General features: G+C 31.4%; 20 protein-coding genes. 17 read left to right on the top strand and 3 right to left on the bottom strand.

Features of this window, described 5'->3' with window-relative positions:
- Positions 1-82 precede the first annotated feature (82 nt).
- From PBN93_RS04215 to PBN93_RS04135, 17 genes are all read left to right on the top strand, one after another.
- The gene (locus PBN93_RS04215) at positions 83-451 is read left to right on the top strand and encodes a BlaI/MecI/CopY family transcriptional regulator (protein ID WP_271081524.1); all 369 of its coding nucleotides are present in this window, start codon (positions 83-85) and stop codon (positions 449-451) included.
- A 2-nt stretch (positions 452-453) separates the two neighbouring features.
- Positions 454-1,833 carry a M56 family metallopeptidase gene (locus tag PBN93_RS04210; RefSeq protein ID WP_271081523.1) on the top strand — a complete coding sequence of 460 codons (1,380 nt, stop codon included), beginning with the start codon at positions 454-456 and terminating at the stop codon, positions 1,831-1,833.
- Positions 1,834-1,850: 17 nt separating this feature from the next.
- The gene (locus PBN93_RS04205; protein ID WP_077399102.1) at positions 1,851-3,212 is read left to right on the top strand and encodes a M56 family metallopeptidase; all 1,362 of its coding nucleotides are present in this window, start codon (positions 1,851-1,853) and stop codon (positions 3,210-3,212) included.
- Between the two features lie 15 nt (positions 3,213-3,227).
- Entirely contained in the window at positions 3,228-4,961 is a 1,734-nt protein-coding gene (locus PBN93_RS04200) for a M56 family metallopeptidase (protein ID WP_271081521.1), read from the top strand.
- Positions 4,954-6,111 (top strand): tetratricopeptide repeat protein, encoded by a 1,158-nt coding sequence (locus tag PBN93_RS04195; RefSeq protein ID WP_271081520.1) that lies wholly within the window; start codon positions 4,954-4,956, stop codon positions 6,109-6,111. The genes PBN93_RS04200 and PBN93_RS04195 overlap by 8 nt, the downstream gene beginning before the upstream one ends.
- A 124-nt stretch (positions 6,112-6,235) precedes the next feature.
- Positions 6,236-7,255, top strand: a complete 1,020-nt coding sequence (locus PBN93_RS04190) for a LacI family DNA-binding transcriptional regulator (RefSeq protein ID WP_271081519.1) — start codon at positions 6,236-6,238, stop codon at positions 7,253-7,255.
- Between the two features lie 106 nt (positions 7,256-7,361).
- Positions 7,362-8,054, top strand: a complete 693-nt coding sequence (locus PBN93_RS04185; RefSeq protein ID WP_271081518.1) for a glycerophosphodiester phosphodiesterase — start codon at positions 7,362-7,364, stop codon at positions 8,052-8,054.
- Positions 8,054-9,334 (top strand): BaiN/RdsA family NAD(P)/FAD-dependent oxidoreductase, encoded by a 1,281-nt coding sequence (locus PBN93_RS04180; protein WP_271081517.1) that lies wholly within the window; start codon positions 8,054-8,056, stop codon positions 9,332-9,334. The genes PBN93_RS04185 and PBN93_RS04180 overlap by 1 nt, the downstream gene beginning before the upstream one ends.
- Positions 9,331-9,873 (top strand): DUF1697 domain-containing protein, encoded by a 543-nt coding sequence (locus PBN93_RS04175; RefSeq protein ID WP_077399084.1) that lies wholly within the window; start codon positions 9,331-9,333, stop codon positions 9,871-9,873. Before PBN93_RS04180 ends, PBN93_RS04175 begins: the two co-directional genes overlap by 4 nt.
- Before the next feature lie 74 nt (positions 9,874-9,947).
- Positions 9,948-11,030, top strand: coding sequence for a diphosphomevalonate decarboxylase (mvaD, locus tag PBN93_RS04170; protein ID WP_271081516.1), 1,083 nt, complete (start codon positions 9,948-9,950; stop codon positions 11,028-11,030).
- A 22-nt stretch (positions 11,031-11,052) separates the two neighbouring features.
- Positions 11,053-11,988 (top strand): mevalonate kinase family protein, encoded by a 936-nt coding sequence (locus PBN93_RS04165; RefSeq protein WP_271081515.1) that lies wholly within the window; start codon positions 11,053-11,055, stop codon positions 11,986-11,988.
- Between the two features lie 19 nt (positions 11,989-12,007).
- Positions 12,008-12,913 carry a geranylgeranylglycerol-phosphate geranylgeranyltransferase gene (locus tag PBN93_RS04160; protein ID WP_271081514.1) on the top strand — a complete coding sequence of 302 codons (906 nt, stop codon included), beginning with the start codon at positions 12,008-12,010 and terminating at the stop codon, positions 12,911-12,913.
- Entirely contained in the window at positions 12,913-13,863 is a 951-nt protein-coding gene (locus PBN93_RS04155) for a carbon-nitrogen hydrolase family protein (RefSeq protein ID WP_271081513.1), read from the top strand. The genes PBN93_RS04160 and PBN93_RS04155 overlap by 1 nt, the downstream gene beginning before the upstream one ends.
- 94 nt (positions 13,864-13,957) lie before the next feature.
- A complete protein-coding gene (locus PBN93_RS04150; protein WP_271081512.1) occupies positions 13,958-15,013 on the top strand; it encodes a hypothetical protein in 1,056 nt (351 codons plus the stop codon).
- A gap of 142 nt (positions 15,014-15,155) precedes the next feature.
- Positions 15,156-15,290, top strand: coding sequence for a hypothetical protein (locus tag PBN93_RS04145; protein ID WP_271081511.1), 135 nt, complete (start codon positions 15,156-15,158; stop codon positions 15,288-15,290).
- Entirely contained in the window at positions 15,280-16,287 is a 1,008-nt protein-coding gene (locus tag PBN93_RS04140) for an outer membrane protein assembly factor BamB family protein (protein ID WP_271081510.1), read from the top strand. The genes PBN93_RS04145 and PBN93_RS04140 overlap by 11 nt, the downstream gene beginning before the upstream one ends.
- A gap of 188 nt (positions 16,288-16,475) precedes the next feature.
- On the top strand, positions 16,476-17,306 hold the full coding sequence (locus PBN93_RS04135; RefSeq protein WP_271081509.1) for a pseudouridine synthase: 831 nt from the start codon (positions 16,476-16,478) through the stop codon (positions 17,304-17,306).
- A gap of 137 nt (positions 17,307-17,443) precedes the next feature.
- Here PBN93_RS04135 and argH read toward each other — a convergent pair whose 3' ends face one another.
- Genes argH through argB form a run of 3 tightly spaced genes read right to left on the bottom strand, consistent with a single transcriptional unit; the run spans position 17,444 to position 20,592 of the window.
- The gene (argH, locus tag PBN93_RS04130; protein WP_271081508.1) at positions 17,444-18,718 is read right to left on the bottom strand and encodes an argininosuccinate lyase; all 1,275 of its coding nucleotides are present in this window, start codon (positions 18,716-18,718) and stop codon (positions 17,444-17,446) included.
- Positions 18,719-18,745: 27 nt separating this feature from the next.
- Positions 18,746-19,810, bottom strand: a complete 1,065-nt coding sequence (locus tag PBN93_RS04125) for a M20 family metallo-hydrolase (RefSeq protein ID WP_271081507.1) — start codon at positions 19,808-19,810, stop codon at positions 18,746-18,748.
- A gap of 2 nt (positions 19,811-19,812) precedes the next feature.
- Positions 19,813-20,592 (bottom strand): acetylglutamate kinase, encoded by a 780-nt coding sequence (gene argB, locus PBN93_RS04120; RefSeq protein WP_271081506.1) that lies wholly within the window; start codon positions 20,590-20,592, stop codon positions 19,813-19,815.
- Position 20,593 lies beyond the last annotated feature (1 nt).

Below are 20,593 nucleotides of genomic sequence, written 5' to 3'. Positions count from 1 at the left end.
AGTTATATTAGCATGAGAATATAAGATAAATAGTACTAAATTAATATTCAAAATATTCTAGAATAGACATAAAATTAAAAGAATGAAGCAATTAACAAAGGCAGAAGAAGAAATTATGCAAGTGTTGTGGGAGTTAGAAAAAACAACTGTAGCAGATGTTATAGAAAAATTGCCAACACCAAAACCAGCCTATAATACAGTATCTACTATTGTACGTATTTTAGAAAATAAAGGCTTTGTTGGCCACGAAAAATTAGGAAGAGGATATCTGTATTTTCCAATTGTTAAAAAGGCAGATTATAGCAATCAGTCTATAAATAAATTAATGGAGGGTTATTTTCAAGGTTCATTTAAAAGTATGGTATCGTTTTTTATGAAGAAAAATGATATGAGTTTATCTGAATTGGAATCTATTTTAAAAGATATTAAAGAAGACGATAAAAAAGAATAGTTATGATACAGTATATAGTTTTAGTAATCACATTTCAGTTGTTGTTTTTGGCAATTTATGATTTGTTTTTAAAGAAAGAAACCTTTTTTCAGAGCAACAGAGTGTATTTAATAGGCACGTTTTTAGTGTCGTTATTTTTACCTTTTGTAAAGTTGCCAGTATTTAAAACTATAGTATCACAGCAATATGCAGCCATTGTTTTAGATGAAATTGTATTAACAGCAAATTCACCACAGGCAGCAGCAGAGGGTAGTTTTCCTTGGCTTAGAGTAGTGTTTGTAATTGGCGTAGTAGTAGCGTTTGCTTTGTTTGTTTATAAAATTTATAAGATTGTAAAATTGAAGCAAGCGGGAGAAAAGCAAAAATTTGCAGACTATATAAAAGTTACAATTCCTAAAAGTAATAATGCATTTTCATTTTACAATACTGTTTTTATGGGCGATGCGGTTACAAAAGAAAACGAAGAAGGCATTTTAGAGCACGAGTTAGTACATGTGAAGCAAAAACATACTTTAGATTTATTATTTTTTGAGGTAATGCGCATTGCCCTTTGGTTTAATCCACTAGTATATATTTATCAAAACAGAATAGCAGAAGTACACGAGTTTATAGCCGATTCTAATGTTAAAAAAACGAGTAAAAAAGAACAATACGAGTTATTATTATCTCAAATTTTTGAGACAAAAAATATCTCATTCATCAACCATTTTTATAAATCATCATTAATTAAAAAACGAATAGTTATGTTACAAAAATCAAAATCTGGTAAAGTTTTAAAGCTAAAATATTTAGCATTGGTACCATTAGTTTCTGGTATGTTATTTTACACATCGTGCGAAACAGAAAACGACGCTAAAATTGATGCAGTAGAAGCAAAAAGTAGTGTTGATGAGGTAGAGGCATTAGATGAGGTTGTTATTGTAGGTTATGCTGCAGACCCAAGTACAATACAAACAAATTCTGATGTTAAGCTTATTAAGTATTCAAGCGATGAAGAAGCTGATAATTCTAGTGTTTTTGATGACGAAGAAGGTGATTTAGTGGCATTTTCAACAATAGGTACACCACCAGCTTTTCCTGGTAATGAAAATGCAGAAAATCCTAGAGAAAATTTTAATGAGTTGTTAAATAAGCACATTAGAAAAAACTTTAGATACCCAGATGAAGCTCAAGAAAAAGGCATACAAGGTAGGGTAAGTATTAGGTTTATTATAGAAGAGGATGGCTCTGTAAAAAACTTGCAAATGCGTGGTCCAGATAAACTTTTGGTAAATGAGGCTGCACGTATTATTAGCAGACTACCTAAGTTTTCTCCAGGAATGGAAAATGGTAAGGCAGTTAAAGTTCCTTTTTCATTACCAATTACCTTTAGATTAAAGTAATAAAAATTTAAATAAGGATGATACAGTATATAGTTTTAGTGGTAACATTTCAGTTGTTGTTTTTGGCAATTTATGATTTGTTTTTAAAGAAAGAAACCTTTTTTCAGAGCAACAGAGTGTATTTAATAGGCACGTTTTTAGTGTCGTTATTTTTACCTTTTGTAAAGTTGCCAGTATTTAAAACTATAGTATCACAGCAATATGCAGCCATTGTTTTAGATGAAATTGTATTAACAGCAAATTCACCGCAGACTGCAGCAGAGAGCAGTTTTCCTTGGCTTAGAGTAGTGTTTGTAATTGGCGTAGTACTAGCGTTTGCTTTGTTTGTTTATAAAATTTATCAGATACTAAAACTGAATAAACTAGGAGAGAAGCAAAAATTTGCAGACTATATAAAGGTTACAATACCTGAAAGTAATAATGCATTTTCATTTTACAATACTGTTTTTATGGGCGATGCGGTTACAAAAGAAAACGAAGAAGGCATTTTAGAGCACGAGTTAGTGCATGTGAAACAAAAACACACACTAGATTTATTATTTTTTGAGGTAATGCGCATTACCCTTTGGTTTAATCCACTAGTATATATTTATCAAAACAGAATAGCAGAAGTACACGAGTTTATAGCCGACTCTAATGTTAAAAAAACGAGTAAAAAAGAACAATACGCGTTATTATTATCTCAAATTTTTGAGACAAAAAATATCTCATTCATCAACCATTTTTATAAATCATCATTAATTAAAAAACGAATAGTTATGTTACAAAAATCAAAATCGGGTAAAGTTTTAAAGCTAAAATATTTAGCATTGGTGCCATTAGTTGCAGGTATGTTATTTTACACATCATGCGAAACAGAAAACAATGCTGAAATAGATGCTGTAGAGGCAAAAAGTAGTGTAAAAGTTGAAGAATTAAAAGAAACAACAATAGTTGCTCTTGCAGATCCTGACAAATTAGCTTTAATTTCTGAACAAGAGATTATAGAGGATTCAAAAGATAAGTTTGATTATAGCAAATATAGCTCTAAGGATTTGGTGGCTTTTTCGGCTTTAGAAGTGAGTCCTACTTTTCCAGGAGACGAAAATGCTGAAAATGGAAAACAAAGTTTTGATAAAGCTATAAATAAACACATAAGAAGGTATTTTATGTATCCAGAAGATGCACAAAAAAGAAGTGTTCAAGGAAAAATAAACGTAGGGTTTGTAATACAGGAAAATGGTTCTATTACAAATTTGGAAGCCTTTGGAGATGATGAGTCTCTAAAAGCAGAGGCAGTAAGAATTATTAGTAAATTACCTAAAATGAATCCTGGTATAAAAGACGGTAAGCCAGTTAAAGTTCCATTTGTTGTTCCAATTACATTTAAACTACAGTAATAAATATAAAAAACGATGGTACAGTACGTAATAGAATGTCTTGCTTTTCAGTTAGTATTCCTTATTATTTATGATGTGTTTTTAAGAAGAGAAACCTTTTTTCAATGGAACAGATTGTATTTATTAGGTACGAGTGTGCTATCGTTTTTATTGCCGCTAATAGCTTTAGATATATTTAAAAGTAAGGTGCCAGATGCAGTTGCCGTTTACACACCATTTATGTTTTCTAATTACGATTTAGAAACAAATACAGCTCTTTTAAGTGATACCAATATAGCCCAAAAATTAACAATGCCTTGGTATAGTATTCTTTTTAGTATTGGAGTGGTAGTAGCACTTTTTTTATTTTTATTTAAAATACGCCAGCTGCATAAGTTACGTAAAAGAGGAGAAAAAATTGTTTATAAAGATTTTACAGAGGTTATTTTAAAAGAAAGTAATAGCGCTTTCTCGTTCTTTAAAACCATTTTTCTGGGCGATAAAATAAAAACAAAAGAGTACCCTAATATTATTGCGCACGAGCTAGTACATATTAGACAAAAACATACTTTAGATTTATTATTTTTTGAAGTAATGCGCATAGCTTTTTGGTTTAATCCACTAGTGTATATTTATCAAAGTAGAATAGCAGAAGTACACGAGTTTATTGCAGACGCAAAAGTGGCTAAGACCCATAGAAAAGAACAGTATGAGTTATTGTTATCTCAAGTTTTTCAAACAGAAAATATCTCATTTATAAATCACTTTTTTTCATCATCATTAATTAAAAAACGAATTAAAATGTTACAAAAAAATCAGTCTAAAAAAATATGGGCAAGCAAGTATTTGTTATTGTTGCCAACTATAGTATGTATTCTTTTTTATACATCCTCTAAAGGGCAAGAAAAAGATACAGATACAGAAAACGAAATTATAGAAGTAAAAGATACTCCAGTTAAACAGGTTGAAATAGCAGATGTGCCTTTTTCAGTTGTAGAAGATGTACCAGTATTTCCTGGTTGTGAAGATGCCACAGATAAAAGAGCTTGTTTTAATGAACAAATGACTAAACATATAAGAAAACACTTTACATACCCAAAAGACGCATCAGAAAAAGGAATAGAAGGTAGAGTTTCTTCACGCTTTGTAATTATGGAAGATGGCAAAATAGGTGAGTTGCAAACGCGTGGGCCGTCTGTAATACTAGAGGAAGAAGCAATTCGTATTATAAAATTATTACCAAATTTTAAACCAGGTAAGCAAAGAGGAAAAGCAGTAAGAGTTCCTTTTGTATTACCAATTACATTTAGGTTAACGCCAGAAAGTGATAAAGAAAAGTTAACTAAAGATGTAAAAGCGGCCTTGTTACGTAAAGAACAAGAAGAAAAGGATAGGTTGTATAAAGATGCTAAAGAGGTTCCTTTTTCTGTAATAGATGAAGTTCCTGTTTTTCCGGGTTGTGAAAATGCTACAGATAAAAAAGCTTGTTTTAATGATAAAATAAATGAACATATTAGAAAACATTTTAGTTATCCAGAATCTGCACAAAAAGAAGGAGTACAAGGTAGAGTTTCTGTGCGTTTTGTTATGATGGAGGACGGTAGCATTGGTAAAATTCAGATGCGTGGACCAGATGTTAGGTTAGAAGAAGTTGCGTTGAATATTATAAAAAAATTACCAAATGTTACGCCAGGGATGCATAATGGTAAGGCTGTAAAAGTTCCTTTTGTATTACCAATTACATTTAAGTTGCAGAAAAAAAATGACTAAATTTTTTTATGCAATACAATTAATTGTTCTGTTTTTAACTTTAAAAGCTGGGGCGCAACCCTCGGCTTTTAAAATTGCAGACAGTTTGTATAATACTGGTAACTATACTGCAGCTATTAACCAGTATGCTAAAATAAATAATACTAATGCAAATCTTCAAATTGCAAAAGCATATAATGCTATTGGTAATTATGACAAAGCTATTGCTCAATACAATAGTGTTGTAACAAAAGACACAAGTTTATTAGTTGCTAGATTCAACTTAGGTAAGCTGTATTTAAAAACTAATAAGTTTAAACAAGCAAATAGCCTTTTTGCTAAACTTGTAACTATATCTAAAACTAATCCAGAGTACAGTTATAATCTAGCTAGGTCTTACAATGCTATAGGGGAAGATAAGAAAAGTGTATTGTGGTATAAAAAAACACTTGATGTAGATAGTACCCACTTACGAGCATTACAGCGTTTAAGTATACATTACGTGGGTGAACATGAAAACCATTTTGCATTAAAATATGCAGATAAAGGATTAAGTTTTTTTGAGAACGATCCTGTGCTTATAAATGTAAAGGCATTAGCATTATTTCATATGGGTAGTTATAAATTGTCTATTAAATGTTATGAAAAACTACTAAGCCTAGGTAAAAAAGATCAAAAGGTGTACAACAGATTAGGCTACGCCTATAATAGTATAGGAAATTATGAGAAGTCTATAGAAAACTACAAACAACTACTAGAATACGATTTAGAAAACATAAAAGTTTTGCGTATGATTAGTGAGGTGTACATGAAAGATAAAAAGTTAGATAGTGCAACGGTGTATATAAAAAAGGCAATAGAAGCACATTCTTATAAATTAGACAAAGAGTATGAGGTTGCTGCTCGTATTGCTGTAAGTAAGCAAGATTATAAAACGGCAATAAATTACTATAATATGGCTTATACTGAAAATCCTACTAAGGTATTGTATTTGTACCAAGCCAGTATTTACGCAGACAAATATTATAAAGACCCTAAGCTAAAACTTAATTATTACACTAAGTTAAAGCAAAAATCAGAGTCTAAAGGTACTAATAGTCAGTATTTTGTAGTGTTTGCAGAAAAACGAATTTCAGAATTAAAGAGTGAGATTTTTGCGAAAGGCGAATAAATTCTTGCTCATAATTGTCAAATTATTGAATCTAAGACAAATTTAAAATCAGAATCTGCTTTTATTATTTTAGAATATTGTTTTTTATATGTACATTCATCTGTTAGAAAAAACAAAGTTCATTTTGAAAAAAGTTATCACCCTAAAGCACATAGCAAGAGAGTTAGAAGTGTCTATATCTACTGTTTCCAAGGCACTTAAAAATAGTGAAGAAATTAGCCGAGATACTAAAGAGCGTATACAGGCTTATGCTAAACTTTACAACTACAGACCTAACAATATTGCTATTAGTTTAAAAAATAAGCGAACCAAAAATATAGGTGTAATCATTCCAGACATTGTGCACCACTTTTTTACAACTGTGGTACGTGGTATAGAGAGTTATGCCAACTCTAAAGGGTATAATGTTATTGTGTGCTTGTCCGATGAGTCTTTTGATAAAGAAGTAATAAATATGGAAATGCTTGCCAATGGCAGTATAGACGGTTTTATAATGTCTTTGTCTGTAGGAACACAATTAAAAAACGATTACAATCACCTAAAAGAAATTACAGACCAAGGTATTCCTTTAGTGATGTTTGATAGGGTTACAGATGAAATTGAGTGCGATAAAGTAATTATTAACGATAGGGAAGGTGCTTATTTAGCAGTTAAAAAGTTAATAGCTAACGGACGCAAAAAAATAGCGCTAATTACCACAGATAATTATTTAAGCATTGGAAAACAACGTACAGATGGGTATTGTGATGCTTTACGTGACCACGGTCTTGAGGTAAATGAAAACCTAATTTTAAGTTTGCCTCAAATGAAAATGGATGAAAAGGCCATTAGTGATTTTTATGATAGAGAAGAGGTAGATGCAGTTTTATGTGTGCATGAGTTATTTGCTATGTATAGTATGCGTGTAGCACTTAAAAAAGGATTAAAAGTACCGCAAGATATAGAGTTTATTGGGTTTACTGATGGAGATTTATCTAAATATGCTTATCCAAGTTTAACCGCAATAGCACAACACGGTGAGCAAATGGGTGAAATAGCTTCTAAAATGCTAATAGAAAAAATTGAAAGCGAAAAAGAAGAAGAAACATACGTAACAGAAGTGTTACAGTCTACATTGGTAGAACGCGAGTCTACTAAAAATTAAAAAAAACTGCATAAAAAAAAGGACTAAAGTTGTGTTTTAGTCCTTTTTTTTATGCAGTTTTTTTACAATTTTACTTTGTGTATTTTTACTGTAAATACTTGTTTGTATGACTAAAAAATTACTTGTTATTGGCCATAGAGGAGCAATGGGTCATGAGACCGAAAACACTTTGGCATCTATTAAAAAAGCCTTAGAATTAAAGGTTGATATGATAGAGATTGATGTTTTTAAAATTAAAAGCGGAGAAATTATTGTTTTTCATGATGATGAAGTAAATAGGCTAACAAATGGTACAGGCAAGGTTGAAGATTATACGTGGCAACAATTGCAAGAACTTACGCTTATTGGTAATCAAAAAATACCACTATTAACTACAGTTTTAGATACTATTAATGCTAAAGTTCCTGTAAATATTGAGCTAAAAGGTGCAGGCACTGCAAAAGATGTAAACACAATACTAGAAGAATATATCAGTACTAAAAACTGGAAATTAGAGCAGTTTATTATCTCTAGCTTTAATTGGCAAGAGTTAACTATTATGCGTAACCTTAATAGCAAAATTGCTATTGGTGTGTTAACAGAAGAAGATCCGTTACAAGCAGTACCTATAGCAAAACAATTGGGAGCACTAAGTATAAACCCAGATGAAAAAGATATTACAGCGGCTGTTGTTGCTACTATAAAAGGAGAAGGTTTTAAACTGTATACGTACACTGTTAATGCACCAGAAAATATAATAAAAATGAAAAACTTACTTGTAGATGGTATATTTACAAATTATCCAGAACGTGTACACTAATGTTTGATGTTATTATTATTGGCGGAGGCGCCGCGGGTTTTTTTACGGCTATACAAATTGCAGAACAAAATAGTAGCCTAAAAGTTGCTATTTTAGAACGTGGTAAAACAGTTTTAGCTAAAGTAAAAGTTTCTGGTGGTGGCAGGTGTAATGTAACCCATGCCGAGTTTAACCCCGCAGACTTGGTGCTAAATTACCCGCGTGGAGAAAAAGAGCTACTAGGACCTTTTCATAGTTTTTGCACAGGAGATACTATGGCTTTTTTTGAAGAAAGAGGTGTGCCATTAAAAATAGAAGAAGACGGTCGTATTTTTCCGCAAAGCGACTCATCGCAAAGTATTATAGACTGTTTTATTAATGAAACAGAACGTTTGGGTATTAAGGTAATGAAACTTTGTCCGGTTTCTACTATCGCCTATGAAGATAAAAACAAGCCAGAATTGGGCTTTTTAGTAACTACTCCTAAAAAAGAATTTAAAGCTAAAAAAGTAGTTGTAGCTACAGGTAGTAATCCTAAAATATGGAATTTACTAGAGGGTTTGGGACACAAAATTGTATCACCAGTACCATCGCTTTTTACATTTAATATAAAAGATAGTCGTATTACAGGCATTCCAGGTGTAAGTACCACAGCTAGGGTAACTGTTTATGAGTCTAAAAAAGGCAAAACAAAGGTGTCTAGCAAAATAAAAACTACGGTTAGTAAAAAACCATTGTTAGAGGCAGAAGGTCCATTGCTAATTACACATTGGGGAATGAGCGGACCTGCAATTTTAAAATTATCTGCTTGGGGAGCAACGCTATTGCACGCAAAAAATTACCAATTTGTAGTACAAGTAAATTGGTTGCCAGATATGGTTCCGGGTGCAGTTTTAGAGTATTTAAATTCGGTAAAAGAAACAGATCCTAAAAAAACAATTTTACGTACAAAAATATTAGATATTCCTAGGCGTTTGTGGGTAAACTTGGTTAAAGCAGCAGATATAGACGAAACTGTAAAATGGGCTACAGCTACCAAAATACAGTTACAAAATTTAGTAGACCAATTAACCGAAAGTGAGTTTTCTGTAAATGGTAAAAGTACTTTTAAAGAGGAATTTGTAACCGCTGGCGGTATAGATTTAAAAGAGGTAAACTTTAAAACTTATGAGAGTAAAGTGGTTAAAAATTTATTTTTTGCAGGTGAAGTTATAAATGTAGATGCCATTACTGGCGGATTTAATTTTCAGAACGCGTGGACAGGTGGTTTTATAGCAGCACAAACAATAGCTAAATTATGATAACTTATATAGCGCTTTTAAGAGGTATAAACGTTAGCGGAAAAAATAAAATTTTAATGGCAGATTTAAAGCAAATGCTATTGCAATTAGGACTCTCTAATATTACAACCTACATACAAAGTGGTAATGTTGTTTTTACTTCTGATGAGGTTGATGCAACTGTTTTATCAGAAAAAATACATACCCAAATTTTAAACACTTTTAAGTTAGATGTTCCAGTTTTGGTGGTAGCCTCATCAACCTTACAAACAATTTTTAATAACAATCCGTTTTTGTCTGAAGAAGAAAAAGAAATTTACTTTGTATTGTTGGCAACTACGCCAAACGCAACGTTAGTATCAGAAATAAATAAAGGAACATATGCTACAGAAAAGTTTACAATTACAGACCATTGTGTGTATTTGCATTGCTTAAACGGTTTTGGTAAGGCAAAATGTAACAATAACTTTTTTGAGCGTAAACTAAAAGTGCAAGCCACAACTAGAAACTACAAAACAATAGCTAAGCTTATAGAAATAAGCAAAAATATAGAAGCTTAAATTATATTTTTATATTGCTATATAACCCAAATCTACTGGGAATTTTCTTTTTATATTTGCTAAAATTTTAAAATATGACCCAAGAGGAGTTTGTGCCTAAAGCGTATACAAATACAGTTTTAGAAGGTACGGTAAAATGGAAATCGCCCAGTAATATTGCTTTGGTAAAATATTGGGGTAAAAAAGATAATCAAATTCCTGCAAACCCATCTATTAGTTTTACGTTAGATGCCTGCGCTACAACAACCTCTGTTACGTATAAAAAGTTAGATAGTAAGGCAGATAATTTTTCATTCGATTTATTTTTTGAAGGAAAACCTAAAGAAGATTTTAAACCAAAAATTGAAACTTTTTTAACTAGAATTGAAGCTTATCTTCCGTTTTTAAAGGAGTATCATTTTAAGATAGAAACATCAAACTCTTTTCCGCACAGTAGTGGTATAGCGTCATCTGCAAGTGGTATGTCTGCTTTGGCATTGTGTTTAATGAGTGTAGAGAAAGAATTAAATCCATCTATAACAACAGCATTTTTTAATAACAAAGCATCATTTTTAGCACGTTTAGGCTCTGGTAGTGCTTGCCGTAGTATAGAAGGTCCGTTGGTACAGTGGGGAAACCACGCAAATACAAAGGGCAGTACAGATTTGTTTGGTATTAAGTACCCAAACGAGGTACATTCGGTTTTTAAAAATTACCATGATACTATTTTGTTAGTAGACAAAGGACAAAAGCAAGTAAGCAGTACAGTTGGTCATAATTTAATGCACAATCACCCATTTGCTAAAGAACGTTTTGCACAAGCGCATACAAATTTAGATGATTTGCAAACAGTTTTTAAAGAAGGCAATTTAAAAAGATTTGTAGAAATTGTAGAGAGCGAGGCATTAACGCTGCACGCTATGATGATGACAAGTATGCCGTATTTTATTTTAATGAAACCCAATACTTTGCAGATTATCAATAAGATATGGGAATTTAGGGCAATAAATAAGTCAAATATTTGTTTTACCTTAGATGCTGGTGCCAATGTACACGTTTTGTATCCAGAGAGCGAGAAAGAGCAAGTATACCAGTTTATTAAAGATGAGCTTGTTGCATATTGCGAAAACGAGCAGTATCTTTGTGATAGAATTGGTTTAGGCGCTAAACAATTGTAAATTAGTAATAAGATATTTTAAAATGAAAGGACCTTTATTTTACTCAAAAATTTTACTGTTTGGAGAGTACGGAATCATAAAAGATTCTAAGGGACTTTCTATACCTTATAATTTCTTTAAAGGAGCATTAAAATCTTCTGATGAGTTGTCTGAAGAGGCAAAAAAATCTAACGAGAGTTTACAACGTTTTGCTCTTTATTTAGAAAAAGTATCTGCAGAAGATGAGAGTTTTTCTTTTGATATTGAAGCTTTAAAAGCAGACGTAGAGCAAGGTATGTATTTTGATAGCTCTATACCACAAGGGTACGGAGTAGGTAGTAGTGGCGCGCTTGTTGCTGCTGTTTACCATAAATATGCACACAATAAAATTACAGTTTTAGAGAATTTAACTAAAGATAAATTACTTAGACTTAAAGGGATTTTTGGTAAGATGGAATCTTTTTTTCACGGTAAATCTTCTGGTTTAGATCCTTTAAATAGTTACTTAAGTTTACCAATTTTAATAAATTCCAAAGATAATATAGAGTCTACAAGCATACCGTCCCAAAACAACCAAGGTACAGGAGCAGTGTTTTTGTTAGATAGTGGTATAATTGGTGAAACTGCACCAATGGTACAAATATTTATGGAGCGTATGAAAGAAGATGGTTTTAGGCATATGCTTAAAGACCAATTTATAAAACATACAGATGCTTGTGTAGAGGATTTTATTAGTGGTAACGTAAAATCTTTGTTTGGTAACATAAAGCAACTATCTCATGTTGTGTTAGATCATTTTAAACCAATGATTCCGTCTCAGTTTCATAAACTTTGGAAACACGGTATAGATACTAATAAATACTACCTAAAACTTTGTGGTTCTGGCGGTGGTGGTTATATTTTAGGTTTTACAGAAGATATAGATGGCGCACGTAAAGAACTTAAAGACTACAACCTAGAAGTGGTATACAACTTCTAAAAAAACATATATTTATTTTATGCTTAACAGAAAGAACAAACTTATAGTTTTAAAGTTCTTAAGTCTGTTTTCTGTGGTCAGAGGTTACAATATTTTGGTAATTGCTCTGGCTCAATATTTGGCATCAATTTATATATTGGCACCAAACTTACCATTGCGTAAAGTAGTTTTTGATCTTAATTTATTCATAATAGTACTTGTCTCAGCAATGGTAGTAGCATCGGGCTACATTATTAATAATTTTTACGATTCAGAAAAAGACCTTATAAATAAGCCCAAAAAAACAATGCTAGACAGGTTGGTAAGTCAGCGTACCAAACTAACTACGTATTTTGTTTTAAACTTTTTGGCTGTTTTTTTTGCTAGTTATGTGTCATTTAAAGCAGTACTTTTTTTCTCGTCTTATATTTTCGGAATTTGGTTTTATTCGCATAAATTAAAGAAAGTACCTTTTTTAGGTAATTTTGTTTCTGCAACATTGGCAATAACACCATTTTTTGTGGTTTTTGTGTATTATAAAAATTTTGAACCAGTAATATTTGTACACGCTATATTTTTGTTTTTACTCATTTTAGCACGCGAAATGATAAAAGATTTAGAAAACATAGCAGGAGATTTAGCCCAAAATTACAAAACTGTACCTGTACTTTACGGCGCAAAAACATCTAAAATTGCAATTACTATTCTTATAGCATCTAGTCTTGTACCATCATTATTGCTTATTTATAATTTTGATGTTGGCCATATGCACTACTACTTTAAATTGGCGGTTTTACTATTAATTATTTTTTTAATATTTCTGTGGAAATCAGACACCAAAAAGCAATACAATACATTACATAATATCTTAAAGTTTGTAATTATAAGCGGTGTTTTTAGTATTTTGTTGGTCGATATAAATCTCGTCCTAAACAGAATTTTATAATGAACAACATTTTAAAAGTTGGTTTGGCTCAAATTTCTCCGGTTTGGCTAGACAAAGAAGCTACATTAAAAAAAATTGAACATACAATTGTTGCAGCTGCAGAACAAAAAACAGAACTTTTAGTTTTTGGAGAAGCATTGTTACCTGGTTATCCTTTTTGGTTGGCGCACACCAATGGTGCTTCATGGGATTTAAAAGTAAATAAAGAAATACACGCACATTACGTCCGTAATTCTATACAAGTAGAGGCAGGAGAGTTAAACAGCATATGTACATTAGCTAAAACTCATAAAATGGCTATTTATTTGGGTATTATGGAACGTGCTAAAGACAGAGGCGGACACAGTATTTATTGTTCTTTAGTATACATAAATGAAAAAGGTGAAATAAAATCTGTACACAGAAAATTACAACCTACGTATGATGAGCGCTTAACTTGGGCGCCGGGAGATGGCAATGGTTTGCAAGTACACCCTTTAAAAGATTTTACAGTAGGCGGCTTAAATTGCTGGGAAAATTGGATGCCTTTACCAAGAGCAGCATTGTATGGTTTAGGAGAGAATTTGCACATAGCAGTTTGGCCAGGTAGTGATTATAATACCAAAGACATTACAAAGTTTATAGCACGTGAATCTCGTAGTTTTGTTATTTCTGTATCATCTTTAATGAGAAAAGAAGATTTCCCTAAAAACACACCACATTTAAGTAAAATTTTAGAAAATGCTCCAGATGTTTTAGCTAATGGAGGCTCTTGTATTGCAGGTCCAGATGGCGAGTGGGTAGTAGCACCTATTTTACACAAAGAAGGAGTAATATGTCAAAAAATAGACTTTAATAGGGTGTATGAAGAACGACAAAACTTTGATCCTGTTGGGCATTACTCAAGACCAGATGTTACTAATTTACAAGTAAATAGAGAACGACAAAGCACTGTTACGTTTAAAGATTAATTTTTCAGTTTAAATATTTGTTTAACGGCACAAGCAAGATGCTTGCGCTAGCGGGGGATGCGTTGTTTAAATTTATAAAAGTAGAATAATAGCTATGTATAAATTTGTAAAAAAAGAAGAAAAAATCACAGGAATAAAGTGTATTGATAATAATAGTTATTTTACAAAAAAAAATAATTTAGTATGTGATAATGAAAATATAATAAAAGATGTAGAGGGTTTTTCTTTTTGGCTTTTAGATAAAGGTATTTATTTTCATAATAATGAAGGGGAGGAGTTTTTTAAAAGAGATAATAAAAATTATAAGATTACATACCCTTTTTTTGTTAAATCAAACCTTGATTACAAAGTTTTTTGTGCAGTTAATTATAGAAGAGAAAATAGGAAATGGATGTGGTCTTTAGGGCTTTTTGATTTAACATCTTTAAGTTTAATCAAAGAATTCCCTTTTGAAAATTATACTGTAGAATCTGTAGTAGATAATACTAGCATAGGTTATTTTGAAAAAAATAAAATATCGGCTTTCAACATTGATAATTGTAAAATTAATTGGGAATTAGATTTAGCTACTATTTTTAATAGTAGGCTTATACATTTTATAGGCGTCTATGAAAATCAGTTATTAATAGCTTGTAGAAATCATTTATTATTATCAGTAGATATTAATACAGGTGAGATACTTCATAAATGGCAAGAATTAGTTGGTTTTGAGGTAGGTTCTCTATATAAAGATGTATTACCAGACCTAACAAACTTTGTATTAGATAAACAAGATTCTAAATTAATAGGTGTTTTTGATACCTACTATTTTGAAATTGATTTGAATACAAAAGAAATCAGTTATTATCAATTAAAAGAAGAGTTGTCTAAATATAATATCAGGTCATTTCGTTCTTTTAATGATAATCCTTTTACATCAGAGTATCTTTTTTTAACAGCACATACTTTTTTAAAGGAAGTTCCAAATGTTAATTTCAGTTCTGTACTTTCTTTAAATAGGAAAACAAAAAAAGTAGATTGGGTTCATACTTTTAAAGATGTAGGTCTTGGTACAAACGTTCCGCAGATTACAGATACACACTTGTATATACTAGATTTAGAAGGAACTCTCCACATTTTTGAAAAAGAAGGAGAAAAAGAATCAATATAGAAACAAAACATAACCCCGCTAGCGCGAGCGTCACGCTCGTGCCGTAACAGTATAAAGATAAATTAAGAGTAAAAATAAGCAGTAGCAACAAAAGCAAGATGCTTGCGCTAGCGATGGTAGAGTCTATTTAAAAGATGACTTTATGAAAATGCTAAAATCTGATGAAGGCAGAAAGGCTTTGGAAGGATTAGATAAAACTAAACTTGGACAATTATTAAATTACAATAATATTAAAATTCAAGCATCTACAAAAGCACAACTTGTCGATGATTTATAAAGCAAACATTAGAAAAATATCGAGTCAATTAATACTAATTGAAGATAAAATATTTTACATCGATGATGAAAATAATTTTTGTATTGATGGAGAAATCTTCTTAAAGGGGAATTACAGCATTTCTTATTCAATTAAAAATAAAATTGCATTACTAGATGAAAATAATTTTAAAACAATCTTGATTAATGCAATAAACAATAAAATAGAAAATTTAGATTATGTCTTAATTTTATTAAATCATACGAATGGAATTTTCTTATCTAATGAAAACAATAAATGGAATATAATAAGAGTAATAAAAAAAAATAGTGAAATTATAAATAATAAATTCGACTTAAACTTAATTAACAAGATACTTGATAATAATACTTTTCTTTCAACAAAAGAAAACAATCTAAGTTGCCATCAGTTAGAAAATGCAGAGGAACTATGGAAATTAGATGTTTCTAAATTAGGAGAGTATCTACATTTAAAAGGTACAGAACACGAAGAATTACGTGCAGGTACTGTGCACGAGATATACAATTACAAAACTGTATTAGTAGCACTATTGCGTAATGATACTATTGTTGGTATTGATAGCGCTACAGGAGATGTGTTATGGCAAAAACCACTTTTTTTATTTATATCTAGACCAGTACAGTTAAATGATAAACTATACCATATTGTTACTGGTGTTGATGTTAAAAATATGCTACAAGTATATGATTTAGCAACTGGCAAACTAGAACGTGAGATAGAAATTACACACCCAGTTCTTAAAGAAAATACATTTTTTACCAAACGCTTTATTAATGATACGTATATAGCACTCACTGCTACCAAAACAGGTGAAATATTAGTAATAAACCATAAAACCGCAATAGTTGAAGATTACGCTAAATTACCAAACCTAAAAGAAAAAATACCAATAGACAATATACCGCAAGTTCATCAAAACAAAGTTTATCAGTTAGATGGAGAAGGAACTCTTTATATTTTTGAAAAAGAAGAATAAATCAGCTTAACTAAAGTGTAGTAGGAGCGTTGTAAATTCAGTAAAATAAAATTGTATTCCAACTCAGATGTTACTAATTTACAAGTAAATAGAGAGCGACAAAGCACTGTTACGTTTAAAGATTAATTAGTTAAACTATTATATAGTTATTCAAATTCCTTTGCTACCTTTGCAAAAAATATAATACAATGGGTAGATCTGACTATAATAAGGACAGAAAATCTTCAGGAAAGGATAATGGAGGAACAAGAAAGAGGAATTTTACTGGTTCAGGTAAACCAAAAAGTACTCAAAAACCTTCAGATCCTAATTCTATAAGGTTAAATAAATATGTTGCAAATTCTGGAGTATGTTCTAGAAGAGAAGCAGATGTTTTTATTGCTGCTGGTAGTGTTACCGTAAATGGTAAAGTAGTATCAGAAATGGGGTATAAAGTTAAGCTTGATGATGTTGTTAAGTTTGATGGTAGACACCTTAATCCGGAAAAAAGAGAATACGTTTTACTAAATAAGCCAAAAGATTTTAGCACAACCGTTAGAAATGAACACGGTAAAAGAAATGTTGCAGGTTTAATTTCTAGCGCTTCTAAAGCTACGTTATTACCGGTAGATAAAATGACTAAAGCATCTACAGGTTTATTGTTGTTTACTAATGACAAAGAACTTACAAGACGATTGCTAAACCCTAAAAATGGTTTGCGTAAAATTTACCATGTAGAATTATCTAGACCATTAAGTGCTGCAGATTTAAAAAAGATTCAAGACGGTATTGCTATTGATGAAAAAGTAGTAAACGTACACGATATTAGTTATGTAGATAATGCTCCTAAAAACCAAGTTGGTATAGAACTTTTTAGTAGTAGAAGTAATATTGTAACTAAAATTTTTGAACACTTAGACTATGAAGTTGTAAAGTTAGATAGGGTTGTTTACGGAGGTTTAACTAAAAAAGATTTACCACGTGGACACTGGCGTTACTTAACAAAACAAGAAGTTGTTAACCTAGGTATGGTTAATTAATATAAAAGCTGTGTTTTTAACACAGCTTTTTTTTATTCCTAGTTTTTTATAAGCTGATATTTTTAAATAAAATTAAAACCCCTAATATTTTGATGTTAGGGGTTTTATCTTTTTTTTTGGGAAAAAGGATTAAAATTTTAATCAATTAATTTATCTCTAATTTCTTGCAAGCATAAATTACCTAAACTGCCTTGGTGTGTGTGTTTAATATCTTTTTTAGGGGCAAAAGTACCTTCATTAATTTCTTTGCCCATTTTTTTATAAGCATCTCTAAATGGTATTCCGCTTAAAACCAACTCGTTTAACGTGTCTACACTAAATAAATAATCGTATTTAGGGTCTTCTAAAATGGTTTCATTTACACGTACTTCTTTTAAGCTAAAGGTCAGTATTTCTAAACAAGCTTTAATATCTTGTATGGCAGGTATAATAACTTCTTTTACCAATTGTAAATCTCTGTGGTAGCCACTAGGTAAGTTGTTTGTTATTAAAATTAACTGGTTAGGTATAGCTTGTAATTTATTGCATTTACCACGTATTAACTCAAAAACATCTGGGTTTTTCTTGTGCGGCATAATGCTAGAACCCGTTGTAAGTTCATCCGGAAAAGAAATAAAATTAAAATTCTGACTCATATACAAACAAATGTCCATTGCCATTTTAGATAGGGTAGCAGCAACGTTACTAATACCAAAGGCAGCAGCTTTTTCTACTTTACCACGGCCCATTTGCGCAGCTACAACATTGTATTTTTGAGAGGCAAAGCCCATTTCTTTTGTAGTAAAATCTCTGTCTATAGGAAAAGAACTGCCGTAACCAGCAGCACTACCAAGCGGATTTTGATCTGCTATTTTGTAGGCGGCATCAACAAAATACAAATCATCTATTAAGCTTTCTGCATAGGCTGAAAACCAAAGTCCAAATGAAGAGGGCATAGCAATTTGCAAATGTGTATAACCAGGCAATAACACATTTTTGTATTTATCAGCAAGATTTAAAAGTAGGTTAAATAAAACTTTAACTTCGCTCTTAATTTCTTGTAATTCATCTTTTAAATACAAATGCATAGCCACTAAAACCTGATCATTTCTAGAACGTGCTGTGTGTATTTTTTTTCCGGTGTCACCTAATTTTTCGGTTAATACAAACTCTATTTTAGAGTGCATATCCTCAAAAGAATCTTCAATAACAAAAGAGCCTTCTTCTATGGTTTTTGCAATAGCACTTAGCTCTTTAACCAAATTCTCTGCTTCTTGCGCTGTAATAAGTCCTATTTTGCCAAGCATTTTTGCGTGTGCTTTAGACGCAATAACATCGTACTTAGCAAGTAGTAAGTCTAACTCCCTGTCATTACCAACTGTAAAATGATCTATTTTTTTATCGGTACTAAATCCTTTGTCCCAAAGTTTCATAATCTTTTTGTTTTTTTAGGTGCTTACTTATTGCAGAAACCCATTTAATATTTTAATGTATAAATCTATACCTTCTTCAATCTCATTCACATAAATAAACTCGTCTGCAGAATGTGACCTTGTGCTGTCTCCTGGTCCTAATTTTAAAGACTGACACGTAAGTGCTGCTTGGTCTGATAGTGTTGGAGAACCATACGTTTTTCTCCCTAAAGCAATACCAGCTTGTACTAAAGGATGACTTATGTCTATGGCTGAAGAATTTAACTTTAAACCACGAGGAGTAAGCTTGCAAGGAGCTTCTTTTTGTAATATTTCTGCAACCTCTTTATTGGTATATTTATCATTTACCCTAACATCTATTACTAAGTCTACTTTTGCGGGTACAACATTGTGTTGTTTGCCAGCATTAATTTGGGTAACGGTAAGTTTTACTTCGCCTAAAACATCAGAGACTTTAGAAAAAGAATAGTTTTTAAACCACTCTAACACTTTTATAGTGTTGTAAATAGAATTGTCATTATTTGGGTGCGCTGCATGAGATGGTGTTCCTTTAACTTCGGCATCAAAAACAATAAGTCCTTTTTCTGCAATAGCCAACTGCATTAATGTAGGTTCACCAACAATAGCAACATCAATTTGTGGTAACTTAGGTAGTAAACCTCTTAAGCTATTTGGTCCGGCAGATTCTTCTTCCATAGAGGCTACCATAAGTATATTATGCTTTAGGTTTTCGGCATTGTAAAAATGAGAAAATGTAGCCAATAAAGACACTAAACAACCACCAGCATCATTGCTTCCTAAACCATACAATTTACCGTCTTCTATATGCGGATTAAATGGGTCTTTAGTGTAAGCAGAATTTGGTTTTACAGTATCATGATGCGAGTTTAAAAGCAAGGTTGGTTTGCTAGCATCCCAATGCTTGTTTTTAGCATAAACATTATTATTATCTCTAGTAAACGGAATATTAAAACTTGTAAACCAGTTTTCAATTGCATCTGCAGTTTTATCCTCTTCAGATGAAAATGATTGTATAGCTATTAATTCTTTTAATAAATCTATAGCTTTTTCTGTAAGCTGTTTTTGTTCCATTTTTATAGTGTTATTGTGGTGTAAAGTGTTTCATTTTTATCTAACATAGAAACATCTCCTATGCAAACCGTAGTTACTTTTTTCTGTAAAGCATTAAAGCAGTTTTCAAGTTTGGGTAACATACCATCTGCAATTACTTTACTATCTAAAAGTTCTTTATAGGTTTCTGTATTTATTTTTTTTACTACAGAATTTTCATTTGTTATGTCTAATAAAACACCTTTTTTCTCAAAGCAATAATACAATGTAGTGTCATACAAACTACTCATAGCAATAGCAATTTCAGAGGCAATGGTATCTGCATTGGTGTTTAGTAATTGCCCGAATTTATTATGTGTAAGTGCACAAAAAACAGGCGTCCAGTTGTTTTGTAGCATAGCATGTATAGTATTACTGTTAACAGCTACAATGTCGCCAGCAAAGCCATAATCTATGTCTTTTACTGGTCTTTTTACTGCTTGTATAACATTAGCATCTGCACCGCTTAAACCAATAGCGTTACAATTTAGTGACTGCAATTCTACAACAATATTTTTGTTGGCTAACCCACCGTAAACCATAGTAATTAGTTCTAAACTTTGTGCGTTTGTAATGCGCCTTCCGTTTATAAGTGTAGATTCAATTCCCAGTTTTTTTCCAAGTTCGGTAGCTAATTTTCCGCCACCGTGAACCAATATTTTTAGACCTTCAATTTTAGAAAAAGCAATTAAAAACTTACTCAGTTCTTTTTTGTTTTCTATTACGTTACCGCCAATTTTTACGATGGATAATTTTTGTGCCATA

The sequence above is a fragment of the Cellulophaga omnivescoria genome (genome assembly GCF_027915275.1).
GTDB classification, from domain to species: Bacteria; Bacteroidota; Bacteroidia; order Flavobacteriales; family Flavobacteriaceae; genus Cellulophaga; species Cellulophaga omnivescoria.
The sequence above is the reverse complement of the archived record's forward strand: the minus strand, read 5'-3'. Positions and strand labels throughout refer to the sequence as shown.